Consider the following 13,471-nt stretch of genomic DNA (forward strand, 5'->3'; position numbering starts at 1 on the left):
CGGCTGAGCAAGCAGCCATGATTTCGCTATCGTATTCATGCTCGTATGTACTCCTCCATTTCGTCTCTTGCTTAAACGCTTAATACATCGTACATGATAATGATTCTCATGCATCATTGCCAAATAGGTACATGTCCCTCCTTTTCCGTTTTCTGGTACATTTCCGTGATTATCCCTGATTTTCTCGTCCTACGTTCACCAGAATGATTATTTTGCAGATCCTCCAACTTGTAATATTTTGGCGATTGTTCAAGAAAAACGGAAAAACACGGAGATAATAGGCGGAAAAGCTCAAAAAATATCCCAAAATATTGAAATACGGGCTTTTTTTATTTTGACAACGATTCTCATTATCAATATTGTGTTCTTATACTGACAACCGTACGTACAACTAGCAAACTGTTTTTCAGCATTCCTACAAAGGGGGATCGCAAGTAGAGAGAGTTAATCAAGCAGATCGGCTACCTATGTCTGAGGGAGGATGTTACATGCACGCCCAAACATTATTAGCTGCCCAAAGCGGCAGATGGACCATGCGGGATATTATTACGCTCGCGATCTTTAACGTCGTCATGCTAATACTGATGACGTTTGCCCCGATTATTACCGTTGTTTCTCATTTACTGGTTGGCGGCTTTACCGCGCTACTCAACGGTCCGATTTATATGGTCATGTCTAATAAAATCGCCAAGCCAGGGACTTTATTTTTCACATCTGTCTTAACTGGATTGTATTTTGTCGGTTTTGGCTACGCGAATTACTTACTTACCTTAGCTGTTATCGGACTCATCTGCGAACTGATCCTATGGGGAAAAGGCTCTTATCTGAATCCTGTACGCAATGCGATCAGCTATTCTGTTTTTTATGTCGGCTATTCGCTTTGCGGGGTAGTCCCACTTATTTTCTTCCGCGAATCGTATCTCGCTACCTTGGAAAAAAGCTATACACCCGAGCAGCTTTCTGCGATGCTCTATTATTTTGAAACCCCCAGCATGATTCTCATCATGTGCTCGATTTCGTTTGTCGGCGGATTGCTCGGCTGCTATTTCGGCAATCTGTTGATGAAAAAGCACGTCAAAAAAGCAAAGCTGGTGTAATACTCTGCGTAAAAAACAAGGCATATTCCTCCTCGATGATTCGAGGTGGAATATGCCTGATCGACGTCTTAGTATCGTCCCTTATTGCCCTTCCATGGCGAGTAAAATAAACGTTATAATTGCGATTATCGTACCAAAGACAAAGTATAAACCCAAAAGAATGGCCATTAACAACAAGCTAGCTTTGGCCCAGTTTTTACGATTCAGATTCCCATCTGAACCAAAAGCCCACATAAATAACAATACAATATTCGCGATCGGAATCATCATGAACAACGAGACGAGTATCCAATCTTTCATTGTCATGACCTTTTCGTTTTCCGCTACGCTTCCTTCCACATACGTTTGGTGATCCATTCTACACCCTCCACGTTTTTTGCCAATCCACCGTTCTCGCTATTGTTCAACCGAAGCTCCAATGAATGCCAAGATCAGAATTAAAAAGAAGACACTCAAGTACAACCCGATGCAAACGCCTAAGATCAGCAAGTTCGCTTTGGCCCAGTTCTTTCTGTTTAGATTGCCTTCACTGCCAAATGCCCAAACAAAATACATCACGAGATTGACCACGGGCACCATCATAATTAAAAAAGTAATCATCCATTCCTTGACCGACATAACCCGCTCATTTTCAGGCACGTTTACTTGCAGTTGCTGTGGATGTTGCTGCTGTTCCAATTCGAAACCTCCCTGTTATGTCATGATCAAATTTTCTCTACCCGTAGTGTGCGAATCAACGCATGGGCCAGAGGCTGCCAAACGAGCACTTCCTCAGACTCAAAATGAAAGCTTCCGAGTAGTGCCCGCCCGTTTACCGATGTCGCGAACAAGATTTGATAGTAGGTTTTGTCCTCAATCGGAATGATGAATTCGCTGCAGGCAACCCTGCATCCATCCAGCTCGATAAGCTCATGATGTACGACCTGCAAGCCTGCCTGCGCCTTTTTGACTTGTGCTGTCATCGCCTGCACAAACGGTTCCACGCCGCTCATCGGCAGCTGATGTGCCATATGATTCATCCCGAGCATGACCGCGCTCTCTTCCTCTTTATAGGAAATCTGCTCGTGCTGAGAATTCCCTCCGCTATTTGAACCGCGCCCCCTCGGTATGAGCTGCATAGAACGGGGCAACTGAATGCCAAGCTGCCCGTCAAAGAGAAGATTCTCCGCGAATTCGAATCTGCGCCCTGCGTACTCCAGGTAGCCTTTTCGCACGCCATCCAGACACTCCTCAAGCGTCAATTGCACCTGTTGTTCTTCCATTTCAGCGAGTTGACGCCGCGTCTGGATGCTGTTCCATACATCCAAAATCTTTTCATCCCAGTAGATCGTCATAGCTCCCTCCGCAGTGTCTGCTCTACTTTTTGCAAAACAAATCCGTTCAAGCTTCTGCGAAGGAAGCTTTCCGCAGCATCCAGACTCACCACGATATACGGCTCCAAAATCCCTTGAACTTTAAAGAAATGATGTGCCTTTATCTTATCGGTATCTAATACAAGTCTCTTTACCGTTCCATTCAAATGAAACGCCGTCTCCATTGAAAGGCAATCTACAGTAGGTACTTGCATGGCCCAGTAGACGTTTCGCAGATTGGTTTCGCTGTCGATCAAATCGACGCGCTTCCATTGCACGCTGGGATTGTATTTGGCAGTAATGGTTTTCATCCTCTCCGAAATCATCGGCATCGGCTTTTCTAACCAATCTGTGTAGGTATGGGCCCCATCCGTGTTCACCTCGAGAACGGATATCGGCGGGAGTTGCTCGAAGGTGTTTTCCTTTTGCAGCCCCAGACCCGATGGTACGACCTTTTGAGCCATTCGTCCATCATCTGCTAGCAAATAATAATCGCGCATGTCATCCCGCCTCCTTTATTCCGTTTTCCACTCAATCTGCTGCATCTGTGCTTCACTCAATGCAAACCGCTCACGGTCCTTCTCGAAAAAAACGGCATTCCGCATATTCGCTCCATGAAAATTCGCATGATACAGACGAGAATGGCGAAAATCCGCTCCTTCCAAATCAGCATATGCAAATTGGACACCGAGTAAGCCCGGTACACGATGCAGCTCGTCCGCACTGACTCCTTGTCCCTCGGCATAAGAAAAGTTGGCTCCGCTCAAGTCAGCATGACGAAAATCGGCATCACAAAGAAGCGAATGGCTGAAATCGGTGCGTGGAAGCTTGCTCTTTACCCACCTTGTTCCGAATAGGACACTCTCACGGAACTGACTGTCCGTAAAATCACTGCCGCTAAAATCGCAATAGCGCAAATCCAGTGCATCCACATTGCTTCGCGGCAAATCCATGTGAGCGAATGTTTCATGGGTGCAAAACGTTCCTTTTGGTTGCCCAAGCAGGCTTCTGCTCTCCTTCTCCTCCCGCTTGATTCGCTCTTCTACGTACACCACTTCGCTGATGTCTTTGAATTCGCCCACTCGTACGTACAGACGATCCGATTTCCTAATCTGTTGGTACTCAGGCAGCTTGATGACTTCTGGAATCGCTACTCGGACAAGTGCTGTGACAAACTGACAGAATAGCTCCATTTCCTTTAGGACCATGTACTCCACATCAGCAGCGTGTATGATCCCCATGTACATTTTTCGGCGTTCGTCCAGTAGTGAAATGAGCGTGGACACCTCTTGCAAAGCCCATGCTGCATCGTACCGTGCATAGCATTCCACTGGCTCCCAGTACCATTGATCCGTATAAGCCTCTATCAAAAATGTGTGTGTACCATCCAATACCGTTGTCCGAAGCAACGAGTAGTGAATAAAACCGACAGGAGGAAGCTCCTGGTTGTTTTGCATGAAGTCAATATGCTTGAGCATTTGCCGAAAAGACTCCACGAACTCCCGAACGAGCTGATCCTTGTTTTGCTGGAAATAGCGCTCGAGTGCCGCTACACTTTCAGCCAACGCTGGACGGAAGGTATTATCGTGCAGATGCTGGAGCGCTTCCTCTTTCTTCATCGATGTCAGTGCCCCCTCTAGTTCATCTTGATTTCCGAACCTTTCATCTCGATCTTCTCTTCCAGTTTGATCGTATTTCCTTTTCCACTCAGCTCTACTTTATCCGCACTAATATGAAGAGAAGCAGCTGATAGCTTCATGTCCTTATCCGCTGTTATATTCACATTCTGGCTACTCTTGATATCGATTCCACTCGTATCACTGATCGTGATCGACATATCACCTGTCGTGATCACAATTTTGTCAGGAGCCAGCACGATTTCCTTGCCATACTTGGTACGAAACGTCTTTACCGCAGGGTCCTTCATCCGGTCTCCCCCGCCTCCGCCACCTCCACCTCCACCTGCACTGCTTTTCGGTGTGGCTTTCTTTTTGGGAGCTGGCTTGTCGTCGTCTGGGATTTCCTTGAGAACAGAGCTAATCGCGATACCGTCCTCTTCTTTTTTGCTCGGGAAATAAATCCGAATCTGGTCGTTCAGCTCTGGCATGACATACCATCCAGTTTGATCCTCGGAGGCATAAATGGTGGAGTAAGGGAACCAATATGCCGTGCTCTGATCCTGCTGATCATCCATGTCCAGCTTGGCCCGCACATTGTCCTTCTGCACTTGCAACACCCTGCCCTGGATGGACGCCCCGATGATGGCATGGTTATACTGCTTCTTACGCGCCAGACCTAGGCGTGGATAAAGCTTGTATGTGTGCGTGACAATGCCTTCCTTCATCTCCGTGACCGCTTCTCCGACGACAAGTGGTCTGGACTTGAAATTCACCTCATTGCCGACCTCCAGCACTCGTTCGCTCTGCACTTCATACACGGTATAGTCTTGATCATCGATTCCAGGAACCTTGTTCTCTGTATCACTCTGATAATCCCCAACACGCTTATGCACCGTATAATGACTAACCGCAAGCTTTCCTTTATCTTGACCTTTTGGCAAACCGAAATAAAACTTTGGAATGTCAAAAGCCGTTGTCGGGATCAAACCTGTATAAAAACGCGATGCCATCCTTTTCAGGAACTGCCAATCGGTTTCTTCATACTGCATAACAAACGTATTCAACGCCTTGCCGTTTGTAACAGAGTCAATAAAGTCAGCTTTTCCGTACCCGGACAGCACCGTTTTCACGAGCCCCGCATAAGTCATCGCCGGGTTTTGAAACGAACGCTTTCTCGTTTTGACATCCAACAAATACGTATGAGAAATTGCCTCCAGCGACAAGTAATAAATTCCGCGTACCGCTTTGACATGGACGCGCAAGACGATTCCCTGGAACCATGTTTTCGGCTTGCCCGATTCATCCGCCAGTGCCACACTGATCAGTGTTTGCGCATTTGTCTGGTTCACGTAGCTATCTTTTCGCTCTTCAGAAATAATCCCCGTGAGCGTCAGTCGCTCATGCTCATTCATCTTTTTCACGACTTTCATCGTTTGCAGATGAGTAAATTCATAGGGCGAAACTTGTATATCTCCATAAGTGAGTGTTCGATTGCTCATGGTATCCCCTCCCTGCCAGATGAACCCCCTCCTCCGATGCTCCTAGGGAAATGGATTCAACCTTCCAAATAAGACCATTATTTTACACACAATCTTACAATCGGTATTATTTGGTATTTTATGAATGGGTCGTTAGTCCTGAATGATATGATTTTGAGGGAGATTGAAAAAAGCCCGCTGGCTTGCAACGGGCTTTCTGTCTCTTATGTGAGGGGGAACATCTGTCTAGTCAATAACAGGATTCGGGCTGTCACTATTCTCGTAGACGTTCCTTATTGAATAATCTCGGAAATTGCTTGCTTTTGCTCCAAAATCTCGCTTTGTACCTCTATCAGTTCTTTCAATAGATCAGCAGCCTCTTGCAAGGATGCAGCTGCTTGCTCCTTGTCACCAGCCTTGAATACTTCTTTTGCTTCTTTCACTGTGTTCTTCTCATTTGCTTTCAGTTCTTTTGCTTGCTCTTTGTTCTCTTTCTTTTCCGTGCGGATTGGCTTCAATTGTTGGTTCATCTCTTTGAAGGACGCTTTTTTCTCTTTTACTTGGGTCAATTCTGTTTGGATATGCGCCAGTTTTTCTTCGATAGTGGTGTGGTTTGCGGCGATTTCAGCCTTGATGCTCGCTACCTTTTCTTTATCCTTTGCTTTCTTCGCTTCTTTCAGTTCAGCAGACAGCGATTTGTTTGCTTCGCGCAGTGGCTTCGTTTCTTCCAGTGCACCTTTTACCTGTTCACGTACTTCTCTCGTCACATCGCCCCAAAGAACGTCCCATGCTTGTCTGTTGATTTCCGTTTGTCCTTTTAGTTTATCTTGCAAAGCTTTTTGCTCCACTTGCAATGCTTTTAGCGCTTGAACTTCAGGCAGGCTGCTCCACCCTGCACCTTTTCCTTCTTTCTCAGCGGCAAAAGCTCCAACTGCACTCGTTACCAGCAAGCTCGCTGCGATTACAGATACGGAAAGCATTTTTTTCATGTGTCAACACTCCCTGTCTCCTATTGTTTCTTGCAAACAAATCGTACCGTACGAGCGTCGGGAATGTTCGGCATAACCTCGTGAAAAGTAAGGGGAAAGTGTGGGATTTGGGGAAAACGCAAAAAGCCTAGGAGAGGCCTAGGCTGATCTGGATTGTCACTCATTGAAATCTATTCGATATAACCGTTCTTGGTGTAACAAGTTTCCTATTTACTCATAATTTCGGTCATGCTAAAAAGTCTTCTTCGATAGTCTCATAAGCTTCATTGGACAGTCTTTCTAAAAATTCTCGAAAAGATGGTGCTATTTCTGGGAGACATTGCTTGATGAGTGAATAAGACAAAAGAATAGGCTCGTCATCCGCATAGTTTTCAGCGATATCATCTGGAACAAGGACGCATTCTACTACTTCCAAATCATCATTATAGGAGCAAAACGCTTGGTCTGCGCTTAATACACGTGGTTGGCTATCATTTGTGCTATTCAAATCAAGACAAATAGCATGGCCACCTATTGTTGTAGCGATAGTGAGTAGTCCAAATTTTATCAAGTACATACTTGGTACAGCAGATGAGTTCTCCACCTTTATGGATTCTATATCCAATAGCCTTATTCCACCACTTAATGCAGGCAGATCGTGTGGATTATACGTCTGATAAAAGGCAACAACCGAATCGGGTACAGTATATGTTTTCAAATCTACCCATTCTAGTAAGGAATGCAGGTGAGCGGTATTTGCTTGTTGAAAGGCATTGTTGATTTCTTCTGGGGTCAATCCGTTTCTCGCGAAATTACGATGGAATTTTCTAATGATCTCTGCGAACTCCAAAGATATTCCTCCTATCATTTGGGATTCTAACTGAACTTTAATTGAAATGATTAAAAGTTCAAGCTATTCTTCATGATTTTATCTAAAAACTGATCAAACGAAGATGCAATTTGTTCAACTTCTTCAAATTCAGGTTCATAACCGCATACTATTGAACCAAATTCACTCCCGAGATCTATTGCATAAAAGGTATAACCATTTCTTACAGATAAAGCTATGGGCAAATACCTGTCCCAAAAATTAGTAATCTCTTGTTTCCACGAGTCATCGTCGCACGCCGATTCTAAACTTATTTTCTCAAACTCATCCCAACTAAACGCTAGCTCCACTTCTCGGTTATAATCGTTTACACATAGAAACCAAGATTTTTCGTCTGCTGCTACACAAGTATCTACCAGTTTAAGAAATTGAACAAATTGTTCTGGTATTACTGGATATCGATTAACGATTTCATTCGTCAATGTTAGTTCACGATCGGTCCGTTTTTCAACTTCCCATCCCTTGTCTTCAGCCCACGTGAGAAATTCTATTATTTTTTCCATCAGGCTATTCCTCCTAATCCTATTTTTTCTTTTCATTCAAGATCACATGCTCTTAGACACCTATCTCCTGATGTAAAAAGCTCATTCCTCCTCATCGTTCAAGTTGGAATAAGCCTTTATAAGTTTATCAAACGTGTTTGTTAAGTTGTTTAGTGTTTGCGTTGTTAGGTGTATTGTCCAATCTTGTTGTTAGAGTTGTAAACTGATTTACACAAAATCTATTCCATACTCTCAAACCGTTTAATTTTATCACTTTATTGTTTAACTAAATTCCTTAAACACTCTCATATATTTCACTACTCAAAACCAATCACAATCCATTCATCTACATAACTCCAAAAATTTACATTATACTTCGGTTGTCTTTTGGCTGACCAAAAAGTCGCATTATTATTATTGCAATTTTGATAATCTATAACAATATAGGTTCCCATTCCATTAGTGAAAAAACCAAAAGATGATTCTAGATCAATCCCGATGGGTTCTTCTAATTCATCTATTATCCCCCATTCTAAATCTTCATCTCCTAAAAACGTTACAGACTTAATTGGAACTAACCCCATAGATTCACTAGCATAGTAATAAAAACCATTATGAACTTCTTCATAGAATTTTTGAATCGAGTCTGGCATTCTCCCCCATACTTTATTAAGTTCATTATTTTTAAATTGATCCTTTGGATTACATCCCTCGTAATATAGTAAGTTTCCTTTAGAATTTTTTATTGTATATAAAGCCGAAAAATAACCCCCTGATTCCATTAATTCAACATCTATAAGATATTCATTTAAATAAGATATTGTGTTACGTAATTCTGTCCCAAGATTTCTTTTCCAGATTTCTAGGATTCCTTTTATTCTGACTGTGCTATCTTCTTCTTTAAAAATATCATACCAAGCAACTGGAAGTTCATTAGTCGCAATATTACTGATTTCTTTATGAGTAAGCAACCGTATATCTTGATTATATTTTCTTAAATAATCCAATTTAACTCCCATTGAGATTCTCATCTCCCTATTTATTATTCAATTTATTAAAATCATCTATTTGCTTTTGTAACTTCCTTTCTAATTCTCTCTCAATAATTATCATTCTTTGTCTGTCTTCACCCGTGTTCCATCAGGTACTTCAAATCCTTCTGTAAACTCTGCCTTTCCTTCACCCAGTAAACTCTCTATTGGTATTAACTACATAGTCTCTAAGCCTTTCAGTTCAGATTCATGCAAAAAAGCTTACTCCTCTTCGTCGTTCAAAGATGGAATAAGCCTTACGCTCTTAATTGTTGAGGTTGTATATCAAGCTTACACAAAACTTTTGACAGACCCAGTGATACTATAAAACTGATTTTCGCTCAATATCGAAAATGTCTATCTGCTTTTGCTCAAATAGATCTTCAAGTTTATTTGAACCGTGTTGTTCAGCAAATAAATATTCTTTTTCTGAAATTGGGACAGCAAGTAACCATGCAACTTTTTTATCTTGAAGATCAATTGTTTGTAACTGATCTTCCCACAGAAATGGAGGCACGAAGAGCACATGCTTCATTTCAATATCAGGATAATACATCTTCACCACATCAAAAAATATTTTACCTGGATAAATCGGCATTTTGGAATTGATTATACCAAAAGCGCAAGTCGCTAATATATTTGGAAATTCTTTATGGATAGTTGCACTCGCCCCCACAATTTCTACCCTCAAAAATTTTTCATCTACAATTTTTCCTATTGAATGCATATATAATCCAATAGTTGAATACGATGTAACACCTTCGCATGGTCTATCCGTTGTTGATAAAATATCAATGTTACCTATTTTATCGTCATCCCAGTATTTGTGAATAGCAGGATTGCCACCAAATGCTTTTAAAGCTGATTTAGCAAGTAATTTACTTTCATTTGGTATCTTCATTATGCTCCCCCTTTTGCCAATACTTACTAATTTTAATCTCCAAAATAATCGTCCGTTAAATCTTCACCCTTATGGCTGTGATTAGATTCGGGAAGTTCAGGACGATAGTGGTCAGGGTTGTTATGCTCATCTATAAACTGTTCTCTTGACGACTTATTGGCAAATCCCCCGGCTTAAACGCTACAACGTTTATCTACCCAATCCACCAAAGTGTCGAATAGAACCGTTTTTCTTTTGTGAAAGGCCAAAATTGACATGAACAAAAAAAGCTTACTCCTCCTGGTATGGCAAGTTGGAATAAGCCTTTGAAAGTTTATAAAACGTGTTTTTCATGTTTTTTAGTGTTTGGTTTGTCGGTTTTGTACGATCTTGTTGTTAGGGTTGTAAACCATTTATACTCAAAATTTTTGATAGACTGGGAGACCCAAGCCTTCTTAAATTGAGCCATTAAAGAGATTTACTTTTTACCTCCTCAAACCATTCATCAGCAAAGTCATCAGCCGTTTTTATATCATCATTTGTGTGCACTAAATCATACTTGTATTCAGCTTGAAACTTGCCACTCGTAACATCATATATTAATTTCATTTCAGTTGGCATGTCTTTTTCAAATTCTTTGCACAATTCTTCAATTTTTTCGATATTATCATTGATAATATTTAATACCATAAACTGTCTTTCTGTAGAAACATCATAACTTTCGTCCCCATCCTCCAATACATCATTCAACTTATGACACTCTACATATTTATTATTAATTAAATAAAAGAAACTGCTCGATATCATGTCTTCTTCACATGAAGCATAAACATATACTTTATTGGCCCTATCTCCAGCATATTCCATACATATGGATATCATATCTGCTTGCAATTCACTAAACATTTCTTCAAATTCTTTCATAACTACATTCCACTCCTTTTAAAAATTTTTAAATTTTGCACTACCTGCTTTACCATCAATAGTGTACTTAACAATAAATTTGTCCGGACGCATATTATTACCAGAGTAAACTACCTCAACATCAACTGTTACTTTTTTGGGAGGTTCTTCTTTCAAAGCCGCAGCCCATTTATTTTCAACTTTCTTATATTTCTTCTGATTAACCTCTGATAATTGTGAAACCAAATTGTCAATTTTAGGTGAGCCTCCAAATCTATCACCTGCCAAATGCCCTGCATCGTCTTTACCTTTTATTTTACCCGGTGTATTTTTGCTGTGTGACAATCTTTCTGTTCTCTTTGTTAATTGTAAATTATCCGTTTCAAACTTACCAATCCTACCTAGGCTATCTGTTTCATAAAAATAATCATATTCTCCAGTTTTATACCTAATATCAGGCTTCAATTTATTTTTTCTTCCATTTGTAAACTGTTCCCCTTCGCCTACTAATGGTTTTGGTTTAACTTCACTTACATCCGCATCACCTTTACCTGTCCCCTCAGGCGGCTTCTCCGGCGGCTTTTGATTCGGCTTCTGCCCATTCGGCCCCCCATATGTTTCGCGCCACTTCAGTTGTCTCTCCGTAGGGGCAAGCTCTACCACATCTTTTTTATTCGGGAGTTTTGCTGGAAACCCTTCCGCCGATTGTAACTGTGGACCTAAACTATCCGCTAAATTCTGCAAGCCTTCTTGCATATCATCGCGCAGCTTCCTAGCCTTTTGCTTGAGCTGTTCTTTCATCTGTGTTGCCTTGTTGATGACTGCATCTTTTGCGGCCATGACGCTAGCGTACAACTGCTCCTTGATTCGCTGGACGGCTTGCATCACATCCATCTCGTCTAGTGTTTTGCGGGCAGCCGTCCAGACCTTCCCTACGGTACTTTCGACGGCATTTGCTACCGTCTTCACAACATCCGCCGCTGAGTCTGCTACCTCAAGCACTTTCTGTCCCGCTTTTGTTCCCTTTAGTGCTTTATGCGCCTTGGCCCCTAGCTTGGCTCCGGTTGCCGCCCAGCCTGCAAAGGGGATACACGCTGCCAGAGATAGCGCCGCTCCTGCATAATCTCCCCGTGCTAGCGAGATTCCCGCATTCGCTAAGTCCGCTACTTCTCCCAGACCCGGAATGAGTCCCACAACATCCAGCGCTAACTGTACTCCATCCAGAAATCCACCCCAGCCAGACTCTTCCTCTTCCTGCTGCTCTTCTTCCTCTTCTTCCTCCTCCTGCGGCAAATCCTCCACAACCACAGGCGCCTTCGTCAGCCCGACCATCTCAATCTTCGGCGCTTGAAGATCCACTTCTCTGTCCAAAATCATGCTGCTGGTGCTGCACATGAGGTAGATCGCTTCCTTGGCCTTGATCTCAACCTTGGTGTCTGATGTAATCTCTATATCCTTTTCCGAGGAAAATACGATCGGATGCATACTGTGAATCTCAATACCATCTTCTTCATGAAGCTTGATAAAAATATTGCCTTCCTTGCTCTCCTTCGCAGTAAGAACGAGTTCCTTGCCGCCCATCATCAACTCTTTGCCGAAGTTGGTTCCCCAGTACTTGATGCCAGGATTGCCCGTTTTCGCCGTGCTGCCCCCGCCTTTTCGCACGGAGCTGACTGCCATGGCGCCTTCTTCATCTGGTGTGGAGAAGTACAGCTTGACGGAGTCTCCCATTTGCGGCATGCAGTGAAAGCCGCTGTTGCCCTCTGCCGAGTAGACCGTGGCATACGGGAACCAGCTCGCCTCTGCCTTGGGCTGCTTCGGATCAATGTCGAGGTGGATTTTGACGGTGTCCTTCTGGATGTCGATGATCTTGCCTTCCAGGGCAGCTCCGCAGATGTCGTCATTGCGGATGGGATTTTGCCGGATGCCTGCTTCGGGCATGAGCTGATAGGTGTGAATAAGAAGGGCATGGTCGATTCTGGTGGCAGACCCGGCGACGACCAGCTCTTTGCCTTGGTAGTTCACGCGGTCTCCGAGCTGGAGGACCTGCCCGCTTTCTACTTCATAGGTGAGAAAATCGTTTTCCGACATACCTGCCGCGTAGCCGTTTACTGTCGTTTCCATATAGGGAGAAAGCCTTTTGCTGATGGTGTAGCTAGCGTCTGTTAGTTGAGCAGTGCGTCCCTCGGGCAAGCCAAACCAGAATTTTGGCGTATCTGCCACTGCCTCTGCGACGAGAATGGAACCAAAGCGAGAGGCTAGTCGCTTTAAAAACTGCCAGTCTGTCTCCTGATACTGGATAGCAATGGTCCCAAGCGGCGCTCCGTTCGAAGCATGGTCCAAATAATCCGAGCCGGGATAGTCCTTCGTGATTTCATCCAGCAGACTGGCATACGTCATTTGTTTATGCTGAAAAGAGCGCATCTTGCGCTGTCCGTCCATTCGCTGTGTGTGCGAGACCGCTTCCAGCTCCAAATGATACACACCTCGAACGAAGTTGACACTGACGGAATCCACGAGTCCTTTGAACAATGTCTTCGTCAGCGAACCGTTTTCCACCAAATTCAGCGCAACTGTATCCTCACTCGTCGCCATCTCAATGTAACGGTCGCTTTTTTCCTCCGGGATGATTGCAGTGACGAACAATCTGGCGTGCTCATTGACTTTCTTCACGATTCTGACATCTTGCAAGCTTTGGATTTCAAAGGGTGAGACCAACTGGATATTCTCGTATCCAGCCAGCTTCTCTGTCGTATTCATACAATCCCCCTC

The 13,471-nt window shown here is 43.2% G+C and carries 14 protein-coding genes and 1 pseudogene; 1 reads left to right on the top strand and 14 read right to left on the bottom strand.

Going from position 1 to position 13,471, the window contains the following annotated elements; all coding sequences use genetic code 11:
- The first annotated feature begins 488 nt into the window (after window positions 1–488).
- Window positions 489–1,097, top strand: coding sequence for an MptD family putative ECF transporter S component (locus PMI05_RS25155; protein ID WP_007728050.1), 609 nt, complete (start codon window positions 489–491; stop codon window positions 1,095–1,097).
- Between the two features lie 81 nt (window positions 1,098–1,178).
- Here the strand turns inward: PMI05_RS25155 and PMI05_RS25160 are convergent, their stop codons facing one another.
- The 14 genes and pseudogenes from PMI05_RS25160 to PMI05_RS29675 all read right to left on the bottom strand — a co-directional run bounded on the left by PMI05_RS25160 (window position 1,179) and on the right by PMI05_RS29675 (window position 13,459).
- Complete coding sequence (locus tag PMI05_RS25160) at window positions 1,179–1,454, bottom strand: hypothetical protein (RefSeq protein ID WP_007728054.1); 276 nt, start codon at window positions 1,452–1,454, stop codon at window positions 1,179–1,181.
- 39 nt (window positions 1,455–1,493) lie between these two features.
- Window positions 1,494–1,775 carry a hypothetical protein gene (locus PMI05_RS25165; RefSeq protein WP_007728057.1) on the bottom strand — a complete coding sequence of 94 codons (282 nt, stop codon included), beginning with the start codon at window positions 1,773–1,775 and terminating at the stop codon, window positions 1,494–1,496.
- Between the two features lie 26 nt (window positions 1,776–1,801).
- Window positions 1,802–2,431: a hypothetical protein gene (locus tag PMI05_RS25170; RefSeq protein ID WP_007728058.1), complete on the bottom strand. Its 630-nt coding sequence runs from the start codon at window positions 2,429–2,431 to the stop codon at window positions 1,802–1,804.
- Window positions 2,428–2,949, bottom strand: a complete 522-nt coding sequence (locus PMI05_RS25175) for an imm11 family protein (RefSeq protein ID WP_007728060.1) — start codon at window positions 2,947–2,949, stop codon at window positions 2,428–2,430. The genes PMI05_RS25170 and PMI05_RS25175 overlap by 4 nt, the downstream gene beginning before the upstream one ends.
- A gap of 15 nt (window positions 2,950–2,964) precedes the next feature.
- Window positions 2,965–4,068: a pentapeptide repeat-containing protein gene (locus PMI05_RS25180; protein ID WP_007728063.1), complete on the bottom strand. Its 1,104-nt coding sequence runs from the start codon at window positions 4,066–4,068 to the stop codon at window positions 2,965–2,967.
- A gap of 17 nt (window positions 4,069–4,085) precedes the next feature.
- Window positions 4,086–5,567, bottom strand: a complete 1,482-nt coding sequence (locus tag PMI05_RS25185) for a contractile injection system protein, VgrG/Pvc8 family (RefSeq protein ID WP_007728065.1) — start codon at window positions 5,565–5,567, stop codon at window positions 4,086–4,088.
- A 272-nt stretch (window positions 5,568–5,839) separates the two neighbouring features.
- The gene (locus PMI05_RS25190; protein WP_007728067.1) at window positions 5,840–6,535 is read right to left on the bottom strand and encodes a hypothetical protein; all 696 of its coding nucleotides are present in this window, start codon (window positions 6,533–6,535) and stop codon (window positions 5,840–5,842) included.
- Between the two features lie 226 nt (window positions 6,536–6,761).
- Window positions 6,762–7,364, bottom strand: a complete 603-nt coding sequence (locus tag PMI05_RS25195; protein ID WP_007728069.1) for an SMI1/KNR4 family protein — start codon at window positions 7,362–7,364, stop codon at window positions 6,762–6,764.
- 50 nt (window positions 7,365–7,414) lie between these two features.
- A complete protein-coding gene (locus PMI05_RS25200) occupies window positions 7,415–7,906 on the bottom strand; it encodes an SMI1/KNR4 family protein (protein ID WP_007728071.1) in 492 nt (163 codons plus the stop codon).
- Window positions 7,907–8,202: 296 nt separating this feature from the next.
- The gene (locus PMI05_RS25205) at window positions 8,203–8,904 is read right to left on the bottom strand and encodes a hypothetical protein (protein ID WP_007728072.1); all 702 of its coding nucleotides are present in this window, start codon (window positions 8,902–8,904) and stop codon (window positions 8,203–8,205) included.
- A gap of 334 nt (window positions 8,905–9,238) precedes the next feature.
- Complete coding sequence (locus PMI05_RS25210) at window positions 9,239–9,817, bottom strand: suppressor of fused domain protein (RefSeq protein WP_007728074.1); 579 nt, start codon at window positions 9,815–9,817, stop codon at window positions 9,239–9,241.
- Between the two features lie 32 nt (window positions 9,818–9,849).
- Window positions 9,850–9,966: pseudogene (locus tag PMI05_RS30325) on the bottom strand (GH-E family nuclease); the annotation flags it as partial.
- A 298-nt stretch (window positions 9,967–10,264) separates the two neighbouring features.
- Window positions 10,265–10,720 carry an immunity protein YezG family protein gene (locus PMI05_RS25215; protein ID WP_007728075.1) on the bottom strand — a complete coding sequence of 152 codons (456 nt, stop codon included), beginning with the start codon at window positions 10,718–10,720 and terminating at the stop codon, window positions 10,265–10,267.
- Window positions 10,721–10,738: 18 nt separating this feature from the next.
- Complete coding sequence (locus tag PMI05_RS29675; RefSeq protein WP_007728076.1) at window positions 10,739–13,459, bottom strand: DNA/RNA non-specific endonuclease; 2,721 nt, start codon at window positions 13,457–13,459, stop codon at window positions 10,739–10,741.
- Between the last annotated feature and the right edge of the window lie 12 nt (window positions 13,460–13,471).

Origin of the sequence: Brevibacillus sp. BC25 (assembly GCF_000282075.1) — a bacterium.
Taxonomy (GTDB): Bacteria; Bacillota; Bacilli; order Brevibacillales; family Brevibacillaceae; genus Brevibacillus.

Bases quoted from the DNA above. Each gene is read 5' to 3' on its own strand.
- PMI05_RS25155 (WP_007728050.1), top strand. From the start codon at position 489: ATGCACGCCCAAACATTATTAGCTGCCCAAAGCGGCAGATGGACCATG.
- PMI05_RS25200 (WP_007728071.1), bottom strand. From the start codon at position 7,906: ATGGAAAAAATAATAGAATTTCTCACGTGGGCTGAAGACAAGGGATGG.
- PMI05_RS25210 (WP_007728074.1), bottom strand. From the start codon at position 9,817: ATGAAGATACCAAATGAAAGTAAATTACTTGCTAAATCAGCTTTAAAA.
- PMI05_RS25170 (WP_007728058.1), bottom strand. From the start codon at position 2,431: ATGACGATCTACTGGGATGAAAAGATTTTGGATGTATGGAACAGCATC.
- PMI05_RS25215 (WP_007728075.1), bottom strand. From the start codon at position 10,720: ATGAAAGAATTTGAAGAAATGTTTAGTGAATTGCAAGCAGATATGATA.
- PMI05_RS25180 (WP_007728063.1), bottom strand. From the start codon at position 4,068: ATGAAGAAAGAGGAAGCGCTCCAGCATCTGCACGATAATACCTTCCGT.
- PMI05_RS25205 (WP_007728072.1), bottom strand. From the start codon at position 8,904: ATGGGAGTTAAATTGGATTATTTAAGAAAATATAATCAAGATATACGG.
- PMI05_RS25185 (WP_007728065.1), bottom strand. From the start codon at position 5,567: ATGAGCAATCGAACACTCACTTATGGAGATATACAAGTTTCGCCCTAT.
- PMI05_RS25175 (WP_007728060.1), bottom strand. From the start codon at position 2,949: ATGCGCGATTATTATTTGCTAGCAGATGATGGACGAATGGCTCAAAAG.
- PMI05_RS25160 (WP_007728054.1), bottom strand. From the start codon at position 1,454: ATGGATCACCAAACGTATGTGGAAGGAAGCGTAGCGGAAAACGAAAAG.
- PMI05_RS25190 (WP_007728067.1), bottom strand. From the start codon at position 6,535: ATGAAAAAAATGCTTTCCGTATCTGTAATCGCAGCGAGCTTGCTGGTA.
- PMI05_RS29675 (WP_007728076.1), bottom strand. From the start codon at position 13,459: ATGAATACGACAGAGAAGCTGGCTGGATACGAGAATATCCAGTTGGTC.